Source organism: Jiella marina, from assembly GCF_024359545.1.
GTDB lineage: Bacteria > Pseudomonadota > Alphaproteobacteria > Rhizobiales > Rhizobiaceae > Jiella.
Genome location: NZ_JAKQZG010000006.1, coordinates 267,252 through 288,701, shown reverse-complemented (window position 1 = coordinate 288,701; position 21,450 = coordinate 267,252). Strand labels below are relative to the sequence as shown.

Annotated in this window: 19 protein-coding genes and 1 pseudogene; 9 read left to right on the top strand and 11 right to left on the bottom strand. The window is 65.2% G+C overall.

The annotated features are described in order from the left end of the window. Positions 1-115: 115 nt before the first annotated feature. Complete coding sequence (locus MF134_RS13165) at positions 116-271, bottom strand: hypothetical protein (RefSeq protein WP_255339920.1); 156 nt, start codon at positions 269-271, stop codon at positions 116-118. A gap of 131 nt (positions 272-402) precedes the next feature. Here MF134_RS13165 and MF134_RS13160 point away from each other — a divergent pair, with 131 nt between their 5' ends. Then, positions 403-1,350, top strand: a complete 948-nt coding sequence (locus tag MF134_RS13160) for a ring-cleaving dioxygenase (protein WP_255339919.1) — start codon at positions 403-405, stop codon at positions 1,348-1,350. A gap of 11 nt (positions 1,351-1,361) precedes the next feature. After that, positions 1,362-2,012 carry an alpha/beta hydrolase gene (locus tag MF134_RS13155; RefSeq protein ID WP_255339918.1) on the top strand — a complete coding sequence of 217 codons (651 nt, stop codon included), beginning with the start codon at positions 1,362-1,364 and terminating at the stop codon, positions 2,010-2,012. Between the two features lie 137 nt (positions 2,013-2,149). Here the strand turns inward: MF134_RS13155 and MF134_RS13150 are convergent, their stop codons facing one another. Continuing rightward, positions 2,150-3,034, bottom strand: a complete 885-nt coding sequence (locus tag MF134_RS13150) for a hypothetical protein (RefSeq protein WP_255339917.1) — start codon at positions 3,032-3,034, stop codon at positions 2,150-2,152. Positions 3,035-3,642: 608 nt separating this feature from the next. On the opposite strand from MF134_RS13150, the gene rimP reads away from it, so the two are divergent. From rimP to infB, 5 genes and pseudogenes are all read left to right on the top strand, one after another. After that, positions 3,643-4,254 (top strand): ribosome maturation factor RimP, encoded by a 612-nt coding sequence (gene rimP, locus MF134_RS13145; RefSeq protein ID WP_255339948.1) that lies wholly within the window; start codon positions 3,643-3,645, stop codon positions 4,252-4,254. Positions 4,255-4,369: 115 nt separating this feature from the next. After that, the gene (gene nusA, locus MF134_RS13140) at positions 4,370-5,980 is read left to right on the top strand and encodes a transcription termination factor NusA (protein WP_255339916.1); all 1,611 of its coding nucleotides are present in this window, start codon (positions 4,370-4,372) and stop codon (positions 5,978-5,980) included. A gap of 49 nt (positions 5,981-6,029) precedes the next feature. Then, positions 6,030-6,689: an RNA-binding protein gene (locus MF134_RS13135; protein ID WP_255339915.1), complete on the top strand. Its 660-nt coding sequence runs from the start codon at positions 6,030-6,032 to the stop codon at positions 6,687-6,689. A gap of 95 nt (positions 6,690-6,784) precedes the next feature. Next, positions 6,785-6,931, top strand: a pseudogene (locus MF134_RS24020) (translation initiation factor IF-2 associated domain-containing protein); the annotation flags it as partial. Positions 6,932-7,081: 150 nt separating this feature from the next. After that, complete coding sequence (gene infB, locus MF134_RS13130) at positions 7,082-9,988, top strand: translation initiation factor IF-2 (protein WP_457589987.1); 2,907 nt, start codon at positions 7,082-7,084, stop codon at positions 9,986-9,988. A gap of 114 nt (positions 9,989-10,102) precedes the next feature. On the opposite strand, the gene MF134_RS13125 is transcribed toward infB, so the two are convergent. After that, positions 10,103-10,417: a hypothetical protein gene (locus MF134_RS13125; protein ID WP_255339913.1), complete on the bottom strand. Its 315-nt coding sequence runs from the start codon at positions 10,415-10,417 to the stop codon at positions 10,103-10,105. 264 nt (positions 10,418-10,681) lie between these two features. Between MF134_RS13125 and MF134_RS13120 the strand changes: the two genes are divergently transcribed. Together MF134_RS13120 and MF134_RS13115 are read left to right on the top strand one after the other, a co-directional pair. Then, positions 10,682-11,494 carry a polysaccharide deacetylase family protein gene (locus tag MF134_RS13120; protein WP_255339912.1) on the top strand — a complete coding sequence of 271 codons (813 nt, stop codon included), beginning with the start codon at positions 10,682-10,684 and terminating at the stop codon, positions 11,492-11,494. Then, positions 11,491-12,369 (top strand): GNAT family N-acetyltransferase, encoded by an 879-nt coding sequence (locus MF134_RS13115; protein WP_255339911.1) that lies wholly within the window; start codon positions 11,491-11,493, stop codon positions 12,367-12,369. The genes MF134_RS13120 and MF134_RS13115 overlap by 4 nt, the downstream gene beginning before the upstream one ends. 8 nt (positions 12,370-12,377) lie before the next feature. On the opposite strand, the gene trmB is transcribed toward MF134_RS13115, so the two are convergent. From trmB to miaB, 8 genes are all read right to left on the bottom strand, one after another. Further along, a complete protein-coding gene (gene trmB / locus MF134_RS13110) occupies positions 12,378-13,079 on the bottom strand; it encodes a tRNA (guanine(46)-N(7))-methyltransferase TrmB (protein ID WP_255339910.1) in 702 nt (233 codons plus the stop codon). A gap of 101 nt (positions 13,080-13,180) precedes the next feature. Then, complete coding sequence (gene metK / locus MF134_RS13105) at positions 13,181-14,449, bottom strand: methionine adenosyltransferase (protein WP_255339909.1); 1,269 nt, start codon at positions 14,447-14,449, stop codon at positions 13,181-13,183. 195 nt (positions 14,450-14,644) lie between these two features. After that, positions 14,645-15,070 carry a helix-turn-helix domain-containing protein gene (locus tag MF134_RS13100; protein WP_255339947.1) on the bottom strand — a complete coding sequence of 142 codons (426 nt, stop codon included), beginning with the start codon at positions 15,068-15,070 and terminating at the stop codon, positions 14,645-14,647. A gap of 258 nt (positions 15,071-15,328) precedes the next feature. Then, a complete protein-coding gene (gene lnt, locus MF134_RS13095) occupies positions 15,329-17,035 on the bottom strand; it encodes an apolipoprotein N-acyltransferase (protein WP_255339908.1) in 1,707 nt (568 codons plus the stop codon). Between the two features lie 172 nt (positions 17,036-17,207). Continuing rightward, a complete protein-coding gene (locus MF134_RS13090; RefSeq protein WP_457589984.1) occupies positions 17,208-18,305 on the bottom strand; it encodes a hemolysin family protein in 1,098 nt (365 codons plus the stop codon). A 128-nt stretch (positions 18,306-18,433) separates the two neighbouring features. After that, entirely contained in the window at positions 18,434-18,973 is a 540-nt protein-coding gene (gene ybeY / locus MF134_RS13085) for an rRNA maturation RNase YbeY (protein ID WP_255339907.1), read from the bottom strand. 2 nt (positions 18,974-18,975) lie between these two features. Further along, positions 18,976-19,974, bottom strand: coding sequence for a PhoH family protein (locus MF134_RS13080; protein ID WP_255339945.1), 999 nt, complete (start codon positions 19,972-19,974; stop codon positions 18,976-18,978). A 41-nt stretch (positions 19,975-20,015) separates the two neighbouring features. Continuing rightward, positions 20,016-21,431, bottom strand: a complete 1,416-nt coding sequence (gene miaB / locus MF134_RS13075; protein WP_255339906.1) for a tRNA (N6-isopentenyl adenosine(37)-C2)-methylthiotransferase MiaB — start codon at positions 21,429-21,431, stop codon at positions 20,016-20,018. Positions 21,432-21,450 lie beyond the last annotated feature (19 nt).

Below are 21,450 nucleotides of genomic sequence, written 5' to 3'. Positions count from 1 at the left end.
CCGTCCGATCCTCGCCCTGCCGTCCGAGCCGCCGATGCGGCGACACACGTTGGAGGGAAGCTATGGCGGAAGCGGAGCGGCGCCAACATCAGGCGATGGTGCCGCCTCGATAGCATCAGTCCTCCCGGGGCGCCGCGGTGGGCTCGCCAATCCCCATCAGCGCCTGGACCGCCCGGAGGGAGTTCAATCGCACCGGACCGGACAGGGCGAGGATGCCGAAGGGCCGATCATCCTTGCCGATCGGCAGGGCGCCGACGTCTTCCTGAGCCATCCGTGTGTGTCGAGAGTTCGTATATGGCGAACGGCCGTTCATGATTTGATGACGATTCGTCACGCTACGCCCTCTGCCGCCCGCAAGCCGGCTCGCATATGTTGGCGGGCAAGGAATTGACGGAGAAAACCATGAGCCTTTCTCTTGCAGGCATCCATCATCTGACGGCGATCACCGCCGACGCTCCGGGCAATCTTGCCTTCTATACGAAGGTCCTCGGGCTCAGGCTGGTCAAGAAGACCGTCAACCAGGACGACACCTCGGCCTACCATCTCTTCTACGCCGACGGCCTGGCGACGCCGGGTACCGACATCACCTTTTTCGACTGGCCGGCGCCCCGCGAACGGCGCGGTACCAATGCGATCGTCGCCACCGGACTGCGGGTGAGCGGCCAGAAGAGCCTGGAATTCTGGCGGAAACGGCTTCTGGAAGCCGGTGTTGACGCGGCCGAAATCCGTGTGCTGGACGGGCGGGCGAGCCTCGATTTCCAGGATGCGGAAGGCCAGCGCTTGCGACTGGTGGACGACGGCGGCCAGGGCGAGGCCAATCCCTGGGACGGCAGCACGGTGCCGCCGGAGCATCAGATCCGCGGGCTCGGGCCGATTGTCCTGTCCGTTCCGGATCTGGGGCCGACCGAGGCCGTGCTCACCGTGTTGATGAACATGAAAAAGGTCCGCAGCTACGAGGAAGCCGGATCGACGGTTCATGTCTTTGCGATGGGTGAGGGGAGACCTGCTGCGGAAGTCCATGTCGCAGTGGAGCCACATCTGCCCCGCGCTGGTCAGGGCGCCGGCGGCGTTCATCACGTGGCGTTCCGGACCGAGAATACCGAGACGCTTTCGGCCTGGGCTGAGCGAGTCCGCGAGTACCGCGTGCCGTCGAGCGGCGAGGTGGAACGATACTATTTCCGCTCGCTCTATTTCCGCGAGCCGAACGGAATCCTCTTCGAGATCGCCACGGACGGTCCGGGTTTTGCAGTCGACGAGCCGCTCGAGAGTCTTGGTGAGAGCCTGTCGCTGCCACCCTTCCTTGAGCCGAAGCGGGCCGTTATCGAATCCAATCTCAAACCGCTTGCCTGACGGAGACCGAGATGACCGAAATCGCGCTTCCCGCAGCTCTGACAGGCCAGGAGCTCATCGCCGCCGGGTCTCCGCCTGACGAGGCTCGTCTGGCCGTGGTCTGCATCCATGGTCGTGGCGCGTCCGCCGAAGACATCATCGGGCTTGCCGACGCCTTCGATCTCGACCGGGTCTTCTACGTGGCGCCTCAGGCTCCCGGCGGAAGCTGGTATCCGGCGCGTTTCACCGAGCCGCTGGAATCCAACGAACCATATCTGACCCGAGCGCTGCAGCGCATCGACGATATCCTCGCCGCACTCAGGCAAAGCGGTTTTTTCAGCGATCGGCTGGTGCTTGCCGGCTTCTCGCAGGGCGCGTGTCTGTCTCTCGAATATCTCGCCAGGAATGCCGGCAGCGTTGCTGCGGTTCTCGGCTTCAGCGGCGGGCTGATCGGCCCGGACGCGAGCCAGCGGCCGGAGACGGAAAGTCTTGCCGGAACGAAGGTCTTCATGGGCTGCAGCCAGGCGGACCCCTTCATCCCCGCTCTCCGGGTGATGGAGACCGAGCGCCATCTTGTCGATCGCGGCGCGGAGGTTTCGGTGAAGTTCTATCCGGAGCCCGGCCATACTATCAACGCTGACGAGATCGCCCGTGCAGTTGCGATTCTCGAGGCAGTCGGCTGAGCCGGCAATAGACCGAACCCTCTTCGGCGGAGTCGCGCCGGCGGCCGATAGGTCTTCTTGCAAGGCCTCGCGGCACCGGACGGCAATGGGCTGCGGCGATCTCGTCGTTTCGCCGCCGTGCCTGGAGGGCTGGCGCCTCAGGCGACGGCGTCGAAGAGGGCCAGCACCGCAGGGGCCACTTCCACCTCCGGGGCAAACTGCCGCCGCCAGTCCGGCGATCCGGCAGCCCGCAGGCGAATGGATAGCGAGTCGGATCGTCCCTTGCCGCGAAGCGTGACCTTCGTCGAGGTCAGGCCGGCATGAACGATCCGCGCCACGGCGGCTTCGAGCCGGGTCTCGTCGTCGATAAGTGCGGCCGAAAGATGGGTCCGGCCAGCGCTCGGGGCGAAATACCGCGCCGTGCGGGACAGGTCGTCGGCTTCCATGTTCATGGCGACGATCGAGAGATCATGTCCGAGCAGCATGACCGGGGTGTTGACCTCGTCCCAGGCCGTCTCGATCACGGATTGGTGCGGCTGGTCGGGCGATCCGAGCGTGTGCGAAACGACGAACGCGTTGACGAGCTCGTCCGACATCTTCTGGAGCAGCGTGACCACAGCAGGCAGAAAGCGGCTCCGCTCCTGTCGTGACACGGTGATCGTCAGAAGCCAGACCTGCTGCGCGCAGTCGTGAAGCACGAGACCGGTCCCCGCGACATCGCCGGGCGCGTCCCAGTCATGGGGAGCCAGGCAATCCCACTCGCCGATGCGGAAGAGCGTTCCCGGCGTCAGGCCGACATGGCGTTCGATCAGCCAGTCGCCGACGCCAAACAGGGGCTCTCGGCGATTGGCCACGGAAAGGGCGCGATGGGCGTGAAAGCTCCGCCGAGCGACGTCCCGATCGACGCATTCCAACCGCGCTTCAACGCCCGGTAGGACGTCCTCGATTGCTGACAGCAGCGAGGGCCAGAGCGACGGGCATAGAGCGGCATGGCCGAGACACTCGCGGACGAGGTCCAGACGACCTGGAAACTGAAGTAACATCTAGCAATGCCATATCTAAGCCCCGTCAGGATGATTCCACTGTAGGCACGAAATGGCAAGATGAAATGCAGGGGCGGACCGCACTCTGATGAGATCACGAACGCGTTATTATGCATTGCGAACGAATTTGAAGTCCGGTTGGCGGCATATGGCGCAAGACTTCTTCTTGCACTGTCTGCAATCCCGTCACTGCAAATAGCATAGAGCGCCGCCGGACCTTCTGGTCGAGCATCGTCTTCCAAGGGGCGAGGCCTGTAACATCGACTTTGGGCGGCGGGTCGACCCCCGCGACCGGAGGATTGTCGGCGAAGGGTCTCGCGATGGCTTGATACCCGGACCAAAGGGGCGTATATCAGCCTTCAAGTTCTCTGCGGTGATGTCGAGAGAGTGGGTCCGACCGGTCCCGCTCTTTTTTGTTACTTGGCCACCGTCAGAAATAAAAAATTACGCTTCATGCCCGCTTCAAAGGGGATTTCGAGGTCCCGAGGGCGCCGGGCCATGTCTTCCATGGCTCTGGTCCCGCTGGCGGCTCCTTCACGGAAGAGGTGAGGGCATCGAAGCGCGCACTGGAATGAAGATCTCGCAGAGGTAACGTGAACCGACCGGATATGCGCATCGTCAAGGAACAGGGTCTGGAGGCCAAGATCGCCGCTGCCATCGAGCCGACGGTGGAGCAGCTTGGCTACCGGCTGGTGCGGATTCGGGTCTCGGGTCTGAACGGAATGACGGTCCAGGTCATGGCCGAGCGGCCCGACGGGACGATGACGGTCAATGACTGCGAAGCGGTTTCACGGGCCCTGTCGCCGGTTCTCGATGTCGCCGACCCGGTCGATCGCGCCTATCATCTGGAGATCTCGTCTCCCGGCATCGATCGGCCTCTGGTCCGCAAGGGCGATTTCGAGGCCTGGGCCGGCTTTTTGATGAAGGTCGAGACCAGTCGACTGATCAATGAGCGCAAGCGGTTCCGCGGCAAGGTCGTGGCCGTCTCCGACGATGCGATCCGCATCGAGCGCGATCAGCCCGCCTATGGCGAGCCCGCGAGCGTCGAGATCCCTTTCGACGCCATCGGCGAAGCGAAGCTCATTTTGACGGACGATCTGATCGAGGCCGCGTTGAAGGCGGAGAAGGCCGCGCGCAAGCGCCGCGGCGAGAGCGAGAATTTCGAAGACGCCGACCAGGCGGACAGCACCGAGGGGGCGGCGGGAACCCGCCACCACTGAACGGACGACAACAAACGATGCGCATCGGGTTTTCCGGCTGAGGCCGGCCCGGCGCGAGGGCTCGGATGATCGCCCCGGACGGGTGAGGGCGAGAGCCCCAATGAGGAGAGAAACAATGGCAGTCAGTGCGAACCGGCTCGAGCTTCTGCAGATCGCGGACGCCGTTGCGCGGGAAAAATCGATCGATCGCGAGATCGTCATCGGCGCCATGGCCGACGCCATTCAGAAGGCCGCCCGTTCGCGCTACGGGCAGGAAACGAACATTCGCGTCGACATCAACACCAAGACCGGCGAGATGAAGCTGCAGCGGCTTCTCGAAGTGGTCGAGGACGTGGAGAACCCGGCGACGCAGATCTATCTCGAACTCGCCCGCGACAAGAACCCCGACGCCGAACCCGGCGACTTCATCGCCGAGCAGCTGCCGCCGATGGATTTCGGCCGGATCGCGGCCCAGTCGGCCAAGCAGGTCATCGTGCAGAAGGTGCGCGAGGCCGAGCGCGACCGGCAGTATGACGAGTTCAAGGACCGGGTGGGCGAGATCGTCAACGGCACGGTCAAGCGCGTCGAATACGGCAATGTGATTGTCGATCTCGGGCGCGGCGAGGGCATCATCCGTCGCGACGAGCAGATTCCGCGCGAGGCCTTCCGCTATGGCGACCGCGTGCGCGCCTTCATCTATGACGTGCGCCGCGAGCAGCGCGGCCCGCAGATCTTCCTGTCGCGGACCCATCCGCAGTTCATGGCGAAGCTGTTCACCATGGAAGTGCCGGAAATCTACGACGGCATCATTACCATCAAGGCAGTGGCGCGCGATCCCGGCTCGCGCGCCAAGATCGCGGTGGTTTCCTCCGATTCCTCCGTCGATCCGGTCGGCGCCTGCGTCGGCATGCGCGGCTCGCGCGTCCAGGCGGTGGTCGGCGAACTCCAGGGCGAGAAGATCGACATCATCCCCTGGTCGCCGGATGCCGCCTCCTTCCTCGTCAACGCTCTGCAGCCGGCGGAAGTCGCCAAGGTGGTGCTCGACGAGGACGCCGAGCGGATTGAAGTCGTTGTGCCGGATGACCAGTTGTCTCTGGCGATCGGCCGTCGCGGTCAGAACGTGCGGCTTGCCTCGCAGCTCACCGGCTGGGATATCGACATCCTGACCGAGGAGGAAGAATCCCAGCGCCGCCAGAAGGAATTCCAGGAGCGTTCCGACACTTTCATGGAGGCGCTCAACGTCGACGAGATGGTCGGCCAGCTTCTCGCCTCGGAAGGCTTCACCTCGGTCGAGGAAGTGGCCTATGTCGATCAGGACGAGGTCGCGTCGATCGAAGGCTTCGACGACGACACCGCCGCGGAGATCCAGGCGCGTGCGCGCGAATATCTGGAGCGGCGTGAAGCCGAACTCGACCAGCGCCGCAAGGATCTCGGGGTTGCCGACGATCTCAAGGAGATCCCCGGCCTGACCACGGAAATGCTCGTGGCGCTCGGCGAGGACGACGTGAAGTCGCTGGAAGATTTCGCCGGTTGCGCGGCCGACGATCTGGTCGGCTGGACCGAACGCAAGGACGGCGAGACGAAGCGGTTCGCCGGGGCGCTGTCGCCTTTTGATGTGTCGCGTGCCGACGCCGAGCAGATGATCATTGCCGCGCGTCTGAAGGCAGGCTGGATCACCGAGGCGGATCTGGCGGGTCCGCAGGACGAGGAAGAGGCCGACGAAGAGGAGGTCGAGGGCGCTGCCTGAGGCATGAACGAGGCTGCCGGACTTGTTCCCGGCAGGTCGGAGTGGTTGCATGGCGCGGCAAACGGAGCACGATGCGGTGAACGAACGCACATGCATCGTATCGCGTTGCGCGATGGAGGCGGATGAACTCATCCGCTTCGTGCGCGATCCCGACGGACGGGTCGTTCCCGATCTCGCTCGAAGACTGCCGGGGCGAGGCGCGCATGTGGCGCTCAGCCGGACGGCGGTGGACGAAGCGGTCCGGCGCCGGCTCTTTGCCCGGGCGTTCCGATCGGCGGTGGAGGCACCGGACGATCTGGGTGCGATGGTCGACCGGCTTCTGGTCCGACAGGTCACCGGGTCGCTCGGGCTGGCCCGCAAGGCCCGCCAGGTGGTCACCGGTTCGGCCAAGGTCGAGGCAGTCCTGAGGGCCGGAGAAGCGGCCTGCCTGGTGCAGGCGACGGATGCGGCCGAGAACGGGCTGCGCAAGATCGAGGCGGCACGACGCGCCGGGTTGGGGGACCTGGCGACGGATGTGCGAAACTACCGATTGCTCGACGTTGACGAAATGAGTTTGGCGTTGGGTGGGGGGAATGTGATACATGCGGCCATCCTTGCCGGGGATGCGGGCTCGGCTGCACGAAAACGCTTGGAAGCGTTGGCGAAATACCGGGGCTTAAACCCCTTGACGACTGCAAGTGACGCGACGAATAGCGACCTTGCGGGTTGAGACGTGATTGGAACGATCGGGGAGCGCCTTTCGAGCGACGCTCCCGGCAAGACGAAGTGTGCGGGACTTTGCCCGCGCGGGAAGCGGAAGCGTAGATGAGCGATACCAAGTCCGGCGACGACAAGACGCTCCATGTGAGCACGAAGAAGACCCTGACCTTGAAGCCCCGCGGCGTCGAGCAATCGACGGTGCGTCAGAATTTCAGCCATGGTCGGACGAAGAACGTCGTTGTCGAGACCAAGAAGCGGCGCATTCACAAGCCGGAGGAGCGCGAGGCGGCGGCCCCCAATGTGGCGGCCGGACTGAAGCCGCGCGCACCGCAGCCGGCCGAGCCGCAGCGCGCCGAGCCCTCGGCGGAACAGACCTCGGCGAAGCCTGCCGGCACGTCGAAGGTGACGCCGCCGCCACCGCCGCTCTACAGCGGCGGACGCCCGAAGCAGATCGAGTTCGGCAGCAAGCCGGCCCAGACAGCCGCTCCGCAGGAGCCCGAAGCCGAGGCGCCCCAGACGGCGGCACCCGAAGGCGCGGAGAGCCCGGCCGTCGAGGCGAAGGCCCCGGCAGCTGCGCCCGAGCCGGAAGCCGTATCGGCACCGGCTGAAGCCGAGAAGCAGGCGCCGCCGGCGCCCGCCGAGGAGACGCCGAGCCCGGCCGCAAAGGCCGAACCGGAAGCCCCGGAGGCTGTGTCCAAGGCCTCGGCCCCGGCGCAGGCCGAGCCCGAGGCACCCAAGGCTGCGGCTCCGGCCGCCAGGCCCGCTGCGCGCGAGGCACAGGCTTCGACGCCCGCCCAGACGCGCCAGCCGCGTGGGCGCGATGACAATCAGCGTGGCGGACAGCGCGGTCAGCAGGGCGGTGGTCGCCCGGGTGACCGTGGCGGCTCGCGCGATGATCGCCGCGGCGGTGGCCAGAACGCCGGCCAGGGCCAGCGCCAGCCGCGCGGGGCCGTGCTTTCGGACCTCTCGTCACGGGAGATGGACGCACGCCGCCGGGCGCTCGAAATCGCCAAGCAGCGTGAGGTCGAGGCTCGCCGCGTCTTCCAGGAAGAGGAAGCGCGCCGCATCGCCGAAGACGAGCGCCGCCGTGCCGAACGCGAGGAATCCGAGCGTCGTCAGGCCGAGGAGCAGGCGCGTCTCGAGGCCGAGGCCGAAGCACGTCGCAAGGCCGAGGCTGAGGCCGAAACCCGCCGCAGCAACAAGCCGAAGGCCACGGCCAAGACCGAAGCAGCGCCGATGTCGCCCGCCGATGCGGAAGTCGCGGCAGCGCGTGCGGAGCGTGGCGAAGGTCGGCGCCGGCCCGTTGGCGAGGACGACGACAGCGCACGCCGCACTGCCGGCGGGCCCCGTCGTTCCACGCGTGGCGGTGCGGCCGGCGAGGCACCGAAGCCCGCGCGGCCCGATCGCGACGAGGGTCGTCGCCGGGGCAAGCTGACCCTCGACAAGGCCCTTTCGGGCGATGAGGGCGCTCGTGGACGTTCGCTCTCGTCGATCCGCCGCCGTCAGGAGAAATTCAAACGCTCGCAGCAGAGCCAGCCGCGAGAGAAGATTGCGCGCGAAGTGATACTGCCAGAGACGATCACCATCCAGGAACTCGCAAACCGCATGTCGGAGAGGTCGGTGGACGTCATCAAGTTCCTCATGAAGGAGGGACAGATGATGAAGCCGGGCGACATCATCGATGCTGATCTCGCCGAGCTGATCGCCACCGAATTCGGTCACACCGTGAACCGTGTCGCCGAATCCGACGTCGAATCCGGTATCTTCGACGTGAAGGACAATCCGGAACACCTCGTCTCGCGTCCGCCGGTCGTCACCATCATGGGCCACGTCGACCACGGCAAGACGTCGCTGCTCGACGCGATCCGCAAGACCAAGGTGGTTTCCGGCGAAGCCGGCGGCATCACCCAGCATATCGGCGCCTATCAGGTCGAGCAGAACGGGCAGAAGATCTCGTTCATCGACACGCCCGGCCACGCCGCCTTCACCGCCATGCGTGCCCGTGGTGCGCAGGCGACCGACATCGCGGTTCTCGTGGTGGCGGCCGACGACAGCGTGATGCCGCAGACGATCGAGTCCATCAATCACGCCAAGGCGGCGGGTGTTCCGATCATCGTGGCGATCAACAAGATCGACAAGCCGGAAGCCGACGCCAACAAGGTTCGCCAGGGGCTCCTCCAGCACGAGGTGTTCGTCGAATCCCTGGGTGGCGAGGTGCTCGACGTGGAGGTCTCGGCCGCCAAGGGCACCAATCTCGAAAAGCTGCTCGAAGCGATCCTGCTCCAGGCCGAAATTCTCGACCTGAAGGCCGATCCGGAGCGGACGGCCGAGGGTGTGGTCATCGAGGCGCAGCTCGACAAGGGCCGTGGTTCGGTCGCGACCGTCCTCGTCCAGACCGGGACGCTCAAGGTGGGCGACATCGTCGTCGCCGGCGACGAATGGGGCCGCGTCCGCGCGCTCGTCAACGACAAGGGCGAGCAGCTCAAGGAAGCCCCGCCGTCGATGCCTGTGGAAGTCCTCGGCATGCAGGGCACGCCGCAGGCGGGCGACCGCTTTGCCGTGGTCGAGAACGAGGGCAAGGCGCGCGAGATCGCCGAGTACCGCCAGCGTCTCGCCCGCGAGAAGCAGGTGGCGAAGTCCGCCGGCCAGCGCGGCTCGCTCGAGCAGATGATGTCGCAGCTGCAGGATACGGGCCTCAAGGAGTTCCCGCTGCTCATCAAGGGCGACGTCCAGGGCTCGATCGAGGCGATCGCCGGCTCGCTCGAGAAGATCTCGACCGACGAGGTTCGCGCCAACATCGTTCATTCGGGCGCCGGTGCGATCACCGAATCCGACATCTCGCTGGCCGCCGCGTCGAACGCCGCGATCATCGGCTTCAACGTCCGGGCCAACAAGCAGGCCCGCGAGGCGGCCGCCCGCGAGGGCATCGAGATCCGCTACTACAACATCATCTACGATCTCGTGGATGACGTGAAGGACGCCATGTCCGGCCTGTTGTCGCCGGAGCGCCGCGAGACCTTCATCGGCTACGCCGAGATCCGGGAGGTGTTCAACATCACCAAGGTCGGCAAGGTCGCAGGCTGTCTCGTCACCGAGGGCGAGGTCGAGCGTGGTGCGGGCGTACGCCTGCTGCGCGACGACGTCGTCATTCACGAAGGTACGCTCAAGACCCTCAAGCGCTTCAAGGACGAAGTGTCCAAGGTCATCAGCGGCCAGGAATGCGGCATGGCCTTCGAGCGTTACGAGGACATCCGCCAGGGCGATGTCATCGAGTGCTTCCGCGTCGAGCACGTGGCACGTACGCTCTAGGGAGCGGCGAGACAGGGAAACGACAAAACCCGGCGCAGCGTGGCTGCGCCGGGTTTTGTTCGTCTAGGGGTTCTCAAGTGAGGCAACTCGCCTGGCGGTCGGTGTTCCCGGCGATCAGTTCTGGTCGCCGCGCTCCATGGCCTGCGGCCCTCGCGGTTGGTCCGTGTCGGCGAGCGCGTGGCGATATTCGGCGGCCCGGATGGCCTGGAGGCGCTCATGGGTCGAGATCAGGGTGCGGCTGTCGCCGATCAAGTCGAGCGGAGCCAGGCCGAGATCGGCCAAGAGCCGGTCGTTCAGCTCGCTGACCGACTGGAGCCGGCGCGAGCGCTGCGGGGGTAACACGCCGCGGAAGCGACCGAACGCTCCGTTGACGAAGCCGGCGAGGCGTCGGGTCCGCTCGCTGGCGGACGGATGTGAATGGGCTTTCATCTGCTTATCCTCGATGTTTTCTGCCGAGCCCCGACGGCGGTTTCCTGGAAGACGGCCTCGTAATCCCGATCAGTTTCCGCCGTTTTTCTCAAAGAGACGATTTGGTTTCAGGCATGTTTCGAGTATGGCGGGGAGTGCGCGCCGCCACGCGGCGGAAGGCCGAGACGTTCGGTCCTTGGGCTTGAGCCTGTTACGAGTCCGGATTCCCGGCTGGAAGCGGCGGCAAGCACGAGGGAACCGAGGGGCAGCCGGAGGGGATGAGGCATGAACGCGTTCGATGAACTCGATCAGGAACTCGATCGGTGGGCCGCGGCGGGCCGGACGGTTTCCATCTGGTGGCGCGACGATGATGCGGTTGCCCCGACGGCGGAACTGACCCGTCTCATCGGTGCGGCACGTCGCAACCGGCTGCCAATCGCGATCGCCGCGGTCCCGTCGCCGATGGAAGAGGCGCTTGTCGGCGCACTCGCGGCCCCGGGGATCACGGTTCTCCAGCACGGCTTTGCGCACAAGAACCATGCCGGCACCGGCCGGCGCGCGGTCGAATGCGGCGGGGAGCGGCCCGTCGAGACCGTGATCGCCGAACTGTCAGAGGGCATGCGTGACCTGATGCGTTCCTTCGGGGCGAGTTTCCTGCCCTTCCTCGTGCCGCCCTGGAACCGCATCGATCCCAGGGTCGCGGCCATGCTGCCACAACAGGGCTATTTCGGACTCTCCTGTTTCGGCCCCCGCGCCTATGGCTGCACGGGAGGCGCCGGCTCGACCGAGGATGCACCGTTCTTTCCGCCGGCCCGACTCGCGGTGATCAACGCGCATCTCGACCTTCTCACATGGAAGGGCGGGGCCGCCTTCGCCGGTCGCGAGAAGCTGATCCGGCTGGCCGCCGAACGGCTGGCCGATCGGCGCGAGGGGCGTACGGATCCGGACGAGCCGTTCGGTATTCTCACCCACCATCGCGTTCACGACGAAGCAACCTGGTCGTTTCTGGAAGAGCTTCTGGGCCGTCTCGGCTCCCATCCGGCGATACGCTTCCAGTCGATCACCGCGCTCCTCACTCAAGCGCCCTCGGCCCGATGACGGGGGCGATCGTGCGCCCCGCCGGGGCGGAGGACATCGATCCGGTGGCGGGACTGCTCCATGAATGGATGGATGCCCGCATTCCGATCGAGCAGTGGCGGCTTCTGTTGGACTACCCCTGGCGGCCTGCAGATGTGGAGCGAGGCTGGCTGGTCGAGGATCGCGGCCGCATTGTCGGATTCATGGGCACGATCTACAGTGATCGGCAGACCAGTCGGGGCGTGCGGCGTTTCTGCGATCTCTCGTCATGGTACCTGCTCGCCGACTATCGCGGCGATGGTACGGGGGACCGGCTCCTGCGCTCCGGGATGGACAAACCCGATGTCACCTACCAGACCATGACGGCGCGCCGCGCCACCGGGCGCAAGATCCGCGCGCTCGGCTTTTCAATCCTCGACGCGACGCGCAGCCTGTTTCGCCCGGCCCAGACAGGAAGCGGGCTTTCGCGCATCTATGATCCCGCCGAAATCAGCGAACGCCTGACCGAAGAGGAGCGGGTGATGCTCGATCTCCACCGGGATTTCGACATCCACCACGCGATCGTGGGAACCGACCCTCTCGATCGCGATGGCGGCAATACGGTCTGGCTGGTCTGGCAGCGCAAGCTGAAGGGCGAGGGGGTCGCCTATCACGAGATCCTTCACGCTTCGAACTACGACTTTCTATCGGCGCATGCGTCCGCAATCGCTGAAACGATCTGCGTCGGGGAAAAGGCGGTTCTGGCGGTAGACAGTCGCTGGATGAACCCCGCCGACGACCCCGGCGAGGTCGAGACGATCCCGCTGCCGCGCTGGTATCGCTCGCCCGATCTCGGCCCGCGAGAGGTCGGTCACCTTTACTCGGAAGTCCTGCTGCTCGATCAGAAGCTGCCGTAGCAGCGCCCTCAGGCGCGCCGGAAGGTGAGATAGGCCGGCGTGCGGCCCTCGCGGATGGCTTTCGCCTCATAGCGCGTGCCGGGCCAGCCGGCGAAGGGCGTGTGCCAGTCCTCGGCACGTTCGGCTGTCCAGTTGAATTCCGGATGCTCGGCCGCGTGGCGGAGCGTCCAGTTGACATAGGTGTCGATGTCGGAGGCGAAGCGGAAGAGCCCACCCGGCTCGAGCACCCGGGCGAGCCTGTCCAGATTGCGCCGGTTCACGAAGCGGCGCTTGAAATGCCGCTTCTTCGGCCAGGGGTCGGGATAGAGCAGATCGACACTTGCCAGCGAGGCATCCGGCAGCCAGTCCAGGAGAATCGTGGCATCGTCCTGAAACAGGCGAAGATTGGGCCGCGGCTGATCGTCGAGAGCCGAGAGAAGCTTCGCCATGCCGTTGACGAAGGGCTCCACGCCGATGAAGCCGGTCTCCGGCTCTTCGCCGCTGCGATGCAGCAGATGTTCGCCGCCACCGAAGCCGATCTCCAGGCGCGTCGCCTCGACCGGCACAGGAAAGAGCTCCGTCAGATCGGCCGGTGCCGGTCCGGTGGGATCTATGGCGAGGGTCGGAAGACGATCTTCAAGCAGAGCGGCCTGCCGAGGCCGGAGCTTCGGTCCCTTGAGCCGGCCGAAGAATGCTTCGCGGCGGCGTTCGGGATGGCCGCTGTCGACCATGGCGTCGGGCTCCGATCGGTTCTTGCGTTGTTGATGGTCTTGAAAAAGCAAAGCCTCCCGGCCCGTGGGGCCGAGAGGCGGAAGAGAACTTGAAGAGCCGGTCAGTTCTTGAGCGCGGCCTTGAGCTTGGAGGCCAGATCCGTCTTCTCCCAGGAGAAGGAACCGTCGCGGCCGGCCTTGCGGCCGAAATGACCGTAGGCGGCCGTCTTGGCGTAGATCGGCTTGTTGAGATCGAGGTGTTTGCGGATGCCCGTCGGCGAAAGGTCCATCGTCGCGCGGATCGCCTTCTCGACCTCGACCTCGGAAACGCCGTTCTTGCCGGTGTCGTGCAGGTTCACATAGACCGAAACCGGCTGGGCGACGCCGATGGCGTAGGCGAGCTGGATCGTGCACTTTTCGGCCAGATTGGCCGCAACGACGTTCTTGGCGAGATAGCGGGCGGCATAGGCCGCGGAACGGTCGACCTTGGTCGTGTCCTTGCCGGAGAAGGCGCCGCCGCCATGGGGCGCCGCGCCGCCATAGGTGTCGACGATGATCTTGCGGCCGGTGAGGCCCGCATCGCCATCCGGTCCGCCAATGACGAACTTGCCGGTCGGGTTGATGTACCAGACGCAGTCGTCGGCGATCGGAAGATCGCCCATAGCTTCGCGGATATAGGGCTCAACGACCTGGCGAACCTTGTTCGAATCCCAGCTCGGATCGACGTGTTGGGTCGAAAGTACGATCGACGTCACTTCGACCGGCTTGTCGTCCTCATAGCGGATCGTGACCTGGCTCTTGGCGTCCGGACCGAGCTTGGCCGCGTCACCTTCGCCCGACTTGCGGGCGGCTGCGAGCAGTTCGAGGATCTTGTGGGAGTAGAAGATCGGCGCCGGCATCAGGTCCGGCGTCTCCTTGCAGGCATAGCCGAACATGATGCCCTGGTCGCCGGCACCCTCGTCGATGTCGTTGGCGCCTTCCTGATCGCGCGTCTCGTGAGACTTGTCGACGCCCTGGGCGATGTCGGCCGACTGGGAGTGCAGGAGCACGTCGATCTTGCAGGTCTTCCAGTGGAAGCCGTCCTGCTCATAGCCGATGTCGCGGATCGCGCGGCGTGCGGCCGACTTGAAGCGCGAGGGGTTGATGACCTCATTGCCGTTCTTGTCGGTCTTCATGAGGGACGCGGGCAGGCGGACTTCGCCGGCGATGACGACGCGGTTGGTCGTTGCCAGCGTCTCGCATGCAATCCGTACAGACCAGGGATCGACGCCTTGCTTCTTGGCTTCCCGGTAGACGAGATCGACGATCTCGTCGGAAATGCGGTCGCAGACCTTGTCGGGATGACCCTCGGAGACGCTTTCGCTGGTGAACAGATAGTTCATGCGTGGCATATACGATATTCCCTTGTTGGACGGGCACAAACGAGCGAACGCAGCCGGGGCCGCGCGACTTTCGATTGGCGCACCGTCTCGTGGCAGATTGTCAGGGGCGGTTGCTTTACCCTCTTATCCGCAGCGGGGTTTGCGCCAAGGGCGACCTGACGTCAAGTCGCAAACCGCCACGAAAGCCGACCTTTTCGCCGGTTTTCAGCCTTCCTCGGTGGCATTTTCGGCGTCGGCGAGGGTCTTTATCAGTTCGATGACACGCCTGCGAACCTTCGGATCGGCGATCCTCACAAAGGCGCGGTTGAGCTGCAGCCCTTCGGAAGTCGATAGAAAGTCAACGACATAGTCGGAGCCATGCTCCTCGAGGCCGGCCGCCTTCTGACCGCCCGAGCCTGGAGCGTCCTCGAAGAAGAAGGAGACGGGCACGCCGAGGATCTCGGAAATATGCTGCAAGCGGCTCGCGCCGATGCGGTTCGAGCCCTTTTCGTACTTCTGAACCTGCTGAAAGGTGATTCCCAGCGAGTCGCCGAGCTTTTCCTGACTCATTCCCAACATGGTCCGGCGCAACCGGACGCGGGAGCCGACATGGGTGTCGATGGGATTGGGTTTTTTCTTGTTCGGCTGGATCGACAAAGCCCTCAAGCCTTCTTGCTCTCACCCGCGGCCGCACTCGCAGACCGGCGCCGGGCGCACACACCAAAACTGACGATGGGACGCGGCTCCGATGGATATCCGAAGCGGCTGTCCCATTGGCGAACGACATTTCGCGATGACTGCGATCGGGTCTCGCGCGGTTCGTGACGTCATCTCCGGCAATCCGGGCGGAGCGCCGGTTCCCCTCTTCTTACGGATTTCCTTTCGGCGTGGCGCAGAACGGATGACGAGTCAATCCGCGCGGCGCCGCGCCAGCAGGGAACAGCCGATGATCGCCACGACGAAAGTCGCAATCAACATGGCGAAGAAGGGAAGATTACGAAGGCGGGAATAAGGCGTGGGGGGAGCGGCCGCGGGAAGTTTCGCCTCGATGGTGCCGGTTGCCCCGAGTGCGAGGGCATCGATCTCGCGGCCATAGCCGTCGGTAACCACCGAAATGCCGGTATTGGCCGCACGCACGAGTGGCAGGCCGAGGGCCACCGAGGAGAGCTTCGCCAGCCGCAGATGCTGGTAGGGACCGGAGGTGCGGCCGAACCAGCCATCATTGGTGTCGTTGACGATAAAGTCGGGCCTGTCGGCACTTACGGCGGCTGCGATCTCGGCCGGGAAGATCGCCTCGTAGCAGATCAGGGCCAGAAAACCCGGGGCCCCATCGAGTGCAACTTTGGTCTGCAAAGTTCCGGCCGAGAAACCGCCCGGCATTTGAGAGAGATTCATGATCCCGAGCTGATCAAAGAATTTACCATAAGGCATATATTCTCCGAACGGGACGAGATGCACCTTGTCTCGCGCGTCGATGATCTCGCCCTGGTCGTTGATGACGAGGACGGAATTGTAGATCCGCTCGTCGCCGGGAGCGACGATTTCGAGGCGCGGCGCGCCGGCGATCAGCGTCTCACCCGGCTGTATCATGTCCGCCAGCCGTGCGATCGCTTCAGGGCGTTCGGTCAGGATGAAGGGGAGGGACGATTCCGGCCAGACGATCAGCGTGCGCCCGGGAGGCTGCGCGTCGATGATGGCTGGCCCGTTCGTCGAACCCGCCTGAGAGCCGTCGCCTCCTGTCGCAGCCTTGCGGCTCCTTCGGCCGGCATTCGACAATTCGATCTGCTTGGCGAAGATCGTCTCGGCCTGCGCCTCGTCGAATTTGGCGGCCTGCGGAATGTTCGCCTGAACGACGCTGACATGGACGTCTTCCTCGGCAAAGACCGTCGGGTGGGCGTCGAGCCGGTAGGCGCCATAACCCACATGCGCTGCGGCGAGGATAAGGGCGAGGAGCAGCACCGGAAACCGTCCGCTCCGGTCGGCGAGCGCTGCGGGGCTCGCAAAGACGATGACCGCGACCAGCGTCAGACCATGGACGCCGACCAGGCTCGTCGACTGCATCAGCATGGGCGTCGGCGCGGCGAGGACGCCAATCTCGTTCCAGGGAAAGCCGGTGAAGAGGAAGGAACGCAGATACTCGAACAGCGCCAGCGAGGCTGCGAGCGACAGGATGCGCCAGGCATTGTCGCCCCAGAAGCGGCGGGCGAGAACGGCCGCCAGACCGAAATAGATGCCCAGGATGGCCGGCAGGCCGAGAACGGCAAAGGGGATGAACACGGCGAAGGCGGCCGCGTCGACCAGCATGGCGCTGCCCATCCACCAGAGCCCGGCGACGAAATAGCCAAAGCCGAACAGCCAGCCGGTGGCGAACTCGGCGCCCATGGTGGCAAGCAGTGACCGGCGCGCGCCGACGCCGTCGAGCAGCCAGACGAGGCATGGAAAGGCAATCAGCGCGGCGGCGGGAAAATCCAGCGGCGGCAGGGCCAGCGCGGCGACGGCCCCGGCGAGCACGGTCAGGGCGACGCGTGGCAGCCCTTCGAGCAACACGATGCGGCCGGCAAGGCGCTCCATGAAGGAGCCGGCGTCCCCATGGTCCTGGCGCAGCGTCGTATTCAAGGTGTTTTGCTCGCTGAGTGCCATCCGTTCCGTTGGCCCCACACTGTCAGCCGCCGATGACAGGCGGCCGAACCCGGCAGTCTTCCTGGAGGACGGCATTGGACACAATGCGCCTTTCGCCAAGCTGACGCAGCGACATCAGCGGACCGAGAGACGGAACTGTGCGGCAGGATCACGGTTGTTCGGCCAGGCCTTCGACGATACGGCGCCGCTTCTCGCCCTGACGGAAACGGACGATCCGCACCCGCCGGACGCGGCGGGGATCGGCTTCCAGCACCTGAAACTCGAATCCCGGCACGGCCTGCACGACTTCGCCGCGGGCCGGAACCCGTCCGAGTTCGGAGAACAGGAGGCCGCCGATCGTATCGGCTTCCTCTTCATACTCGGAAATGTCGAAATCCTCGCCGACGGCCCGCTTGACCTCTTCGAGGTCGGCCCTGGCATCGGCGTAAAAGATGCCGTCACCGCGCTCGATGATCATCGGCGCTTCGTCGTCATGCTCGTCCTCGATATTGCCGACGACCATCTCGATGACGTCTTCCAGCGAGACGAGGCCGTCCGTGCCGCCATATTCGTCGATGACGAGGGCCATCTGGGTTCGAGCGGCCTGCATCTTGGCCATCAGGTCGGTAGCGAGCATCGAGGGCGGGACGAAGAGCACCTTGCGCACGATACCCATGTCTTCGACCTTGCGGGCCAGATTGATCTGGCGCAGGTCGAGCCCGGCGCGGGGTTTGCGGGGCTGCCCACCATTGCCGTTCTGCTGCTTGGCGGGACGGGCGACGCGGGTGATATGGCCGACGACGTCGCGGATGTGGACCATGCCACGCGGATCGTCGAGGCTCTCGCCATAGACCGGCATGCGCGAATGGCCGCTCGCCTCGAACTGCTTCATGAGTTCGCCGAGGGTGGTGGAAATCTCCACGGCCCGGATGTCGGCGCGGGGCACCATGATGTCCTCCACGCGAACTTCGCGAAGGCGGAGGATGTTGTTGAGCATCGCCCGTTCGGCGGGCGAGAAGGCGTCTTCCCCAGGCTCCTGGGTCGACAGCGCTTTCGTCAGATCCTCGCGCATGATCCGCGGCATGCGCGGCCGCAGGCGTTCAACGAAACTGTCGAAAAAGCCTCGGCCCTGGCTCGATTGGCTTGGACCCGGCTGATGTCCGTTGGACTGATAGGACTGGCGACTTCGGTCGTCGCCGCTCGTATCGCCGTCCTTGTCGTCCGCCGGGGAAGGCGGACGTTCCGCAGCGTATTCCTCGCTTGGCATCGTCTCACTCGAATATCTGGCAGATGCGTACATAGTTTATTTCAAACCCGGTTGCGAGGCTGGAAGATCTCTGCATCGCGATTTTCGGTTGGTCGCCTCGTCTTGCCGGCGGGCACCGGGCGGCTGTTTCACGGGGCCGTTTCCTCGTAGGGATTGGCGATTCCCAAGCCGTCGAGAATGGCGATTTCGCAGCTTTCCATCTCTTCGGCGTCCTGATCGTCCTCATGGTCGTAGCCCAGAAGATGCAGGAAGCCGTGGACCAAAAGATGGCTGAAATGGTCGTGCAGGCGTTTGTTCTCGGCCTCGGCTTCCGCCTTCACCGTCTCGAAGGCCAGAAGCAGGTCGCCGGCGAGTGGTCCGGGCGCATCGCCGGGAGCGAGATCCATCATTGGAAAGGACAGGATATTCGTCGGCTTGTCCTTGCCGCGCCATTCGCGGTTTGCCTTGCGAACCGTCGCGTCGTCGGCGAGCGTCACCGCAACTTCGCTCGTCAAGTCGGCCGGAAGCGCGAGAGCGCGGGCGGCCGCGCGCAGGACATGGAGGATGGTCGCCTCGAGGTCGCCGAGTCCGGCCGTTTCCCAAGCCTCGGTTTCGATGGCGAGGGCGATCGTCAGGCCGGAATAGTCCGGGGCGGGATGAGCGGGCAAATGCTGGTCCGGTCGGGACATCATCAGCGATCCAGAGGCGGCCCCGCTTCCCGTTGCCGCGTCGCCTCTGCCTCATAGGCTTCGACGATCGCCTGGACGAGGGGATGGCGCACCACGTCCTTGGCCTCGAAACGCACCGTGACGACGTTCGATACGTCCTTCAGCACGCGCAAGGCTTCGACGAGGCCGGACTTCTGGCCCGGCGGCAGATCGATCTGCGAAGGATCGCCGGTCACCGCCATGCGGGCGTTCTCCCCGAGACGGGTGAGAAACATCTTCATCTGCATCGACGTCGTGTTCTGCGCCTCGTCGAGAATGACGGCGGCGTTGGCGAGCGTGCGGCCGCGCATGAAGGCCAGCGGCGCGATCTCGATCGCGCCGGCGGCGAGCGCCCGTTCGACCTTTTCCGCCGGGATCATGTCGTAGAGCGCGTCGTAGAGCGGCCGCAGATACGGGTCGACCTTCTCCTTCATATCGCCGGGCAGGAAGCCCAGCCGTTCGCCGGCTTCGACGGCCGGGCGGGTCAGGATGATGCGGTCGACCTGGCCCCGCTCCAGAAGCTGCGCGGCATGGGCGACGGCGAGATAGGTCTTGCCGGTGCCGGCCGGCCCGACGCCGAAGACGAGTTCGGCCCGATCGAGCGCCCGGATATAGGCGTCCTGGGTGGGCGTGCGGGCATGGATGGTCCGCCGGCGCGTGGAAATCTGGGCGAGAGCCATGCGGCCCTTCTTTTCCAGCGTCGGCAGATAGAGCTGGTCATCCTGGGCGATCGCCATGCGCACCGCGCCGTCGACGTCCTTCGATCCGATCTCGCTTCCGCCCTGAAGGCGTTCGTAAAGGTGATCCAAGGCCCGGCGCGCCTGTTCCGCCGCCGCCTGATCGCCGCGGATCTCGACCTTGTTGCCGCGCGCCCGCGCATCGACCCCGAGCTTCTGCTCGATCAGCGCAAGATGCTCGTCGAACTGACCGAACAATGCGCTTGCCAGCCGGTTATCCTCGAAGGTCAGGACGATATGGGCCATGTCCGACGCGCCGGACGCCGGCGCTCCCCCGCGGGAGGTCTTCACGCGACCATCCCGAATGATTGCGTGGCGGGTGTCCCCCGACCGATCAGCGAATTGGCGACAGCGTCAGCGATCTCGATCTCCACCACGTCGCCGATTTCACCCACAGATTCCGGCATCACCACGGGCTGAAGATAGGGCGAGCGTCCGACAAGCTGGCCGGGATGGCGGCCCGGCTTTTCGACGAGAACGCTCAGCGTCTCGCCGACGAGCCCTTTGGCGAAAGCCATTTGCTGGTCGCGCAGGAGCGCCTGAAGCCGGGCGAGACGTTCCGTCTTGACCGATTCCTCGACATGGCCGCCCATCTCGGCGCCGGGCGTTCCGGGTCGGGCGGAGTACTTGAACGAGAAGGCCGAGGCGTATCCGACCGTCTCGACGAGGCGCATCGTGTCCTCGAAATCGGCATCGGTTTCGCCGGGAAAGCCGACGATGAAGTCGCCCGAAAGCGCAATATCGGGCCGCGCGGCACGAATGCGTTCGATCAGTGCGACATAGTCGGCCGCCGTATGCCGGCGGTTCATGGCTTTCAGGATCTTGTCCGATCCCGACTGCACCGGCAGGTGGAGGTAGGGCATGAGACCGCCAAGATCGCGATGGGCGGCGATCAGTTCGTCATCCATGTCGCGGGGATGCGAGGTTGTGTAGCGCAGCCGCGTCAGCCCCGGGATCTCGGCGAGCGCGAACAGAAGACCGCCGAGCCCGACGGCTCGTCCGGCCGCATCCTCGCCGGTCCAGGCATTGACGTTTTGGCCGAGCAGCGTGACTTCGCGCACACCGGCTTCCGCGAGCGATTTCGCCTCTGCGACGATTTGCGCGAAAGGGCGGGAGACCTCGGCGCCACGCGTATAAGGCACGACGCAGAAGGTGCAGAACTTGTCGCAACCTTCCTGCACGGTCAGAAAGGCGGTTACCCCGCGCGAGCGAACCTGCCGGGCGGAGGCCTGCGGTAGGTGCTCGAACTTGTCCTCCACCGCATAGTCGGTCTCGACCACGCGTTCGCCCTTGGCAACGCGGGAGAGGGCTTCGGGCAGACGGTGGTAGGTCTGCGGCCCGATCACCAGATCGACGACCGGAGCACGGGCGATGATCTCCTCGCCCTCGGCCTGGGCGACGCAGCCCGCGACCGCGACGGTCAGGTCCTTGCCGGCTTCCGCACGGTCGGCCTTCATCCGCCGGATCCGGCCAAGCTCCGAATAGATCTTCTCGGCCGCCTTTTCGCGAATGTGGCAGGTGTTGAGGAGGACAAGGTCCGCGTCCTCGATCGCATCGGTCGCCACATAGCCGCCGCTCGCCAGCGCATCGCCCATGCGCTGGGAGTCGTAGACGTTCATCTGGCAGCCATATGTCTTGATGAAGACCTTCCGCGAAGCGGCAGTGTTCGCCGGCGGCATCGTCGCTGGGCTGGTTTCGCTCATGCGCCCTTCAGTTCAGGCT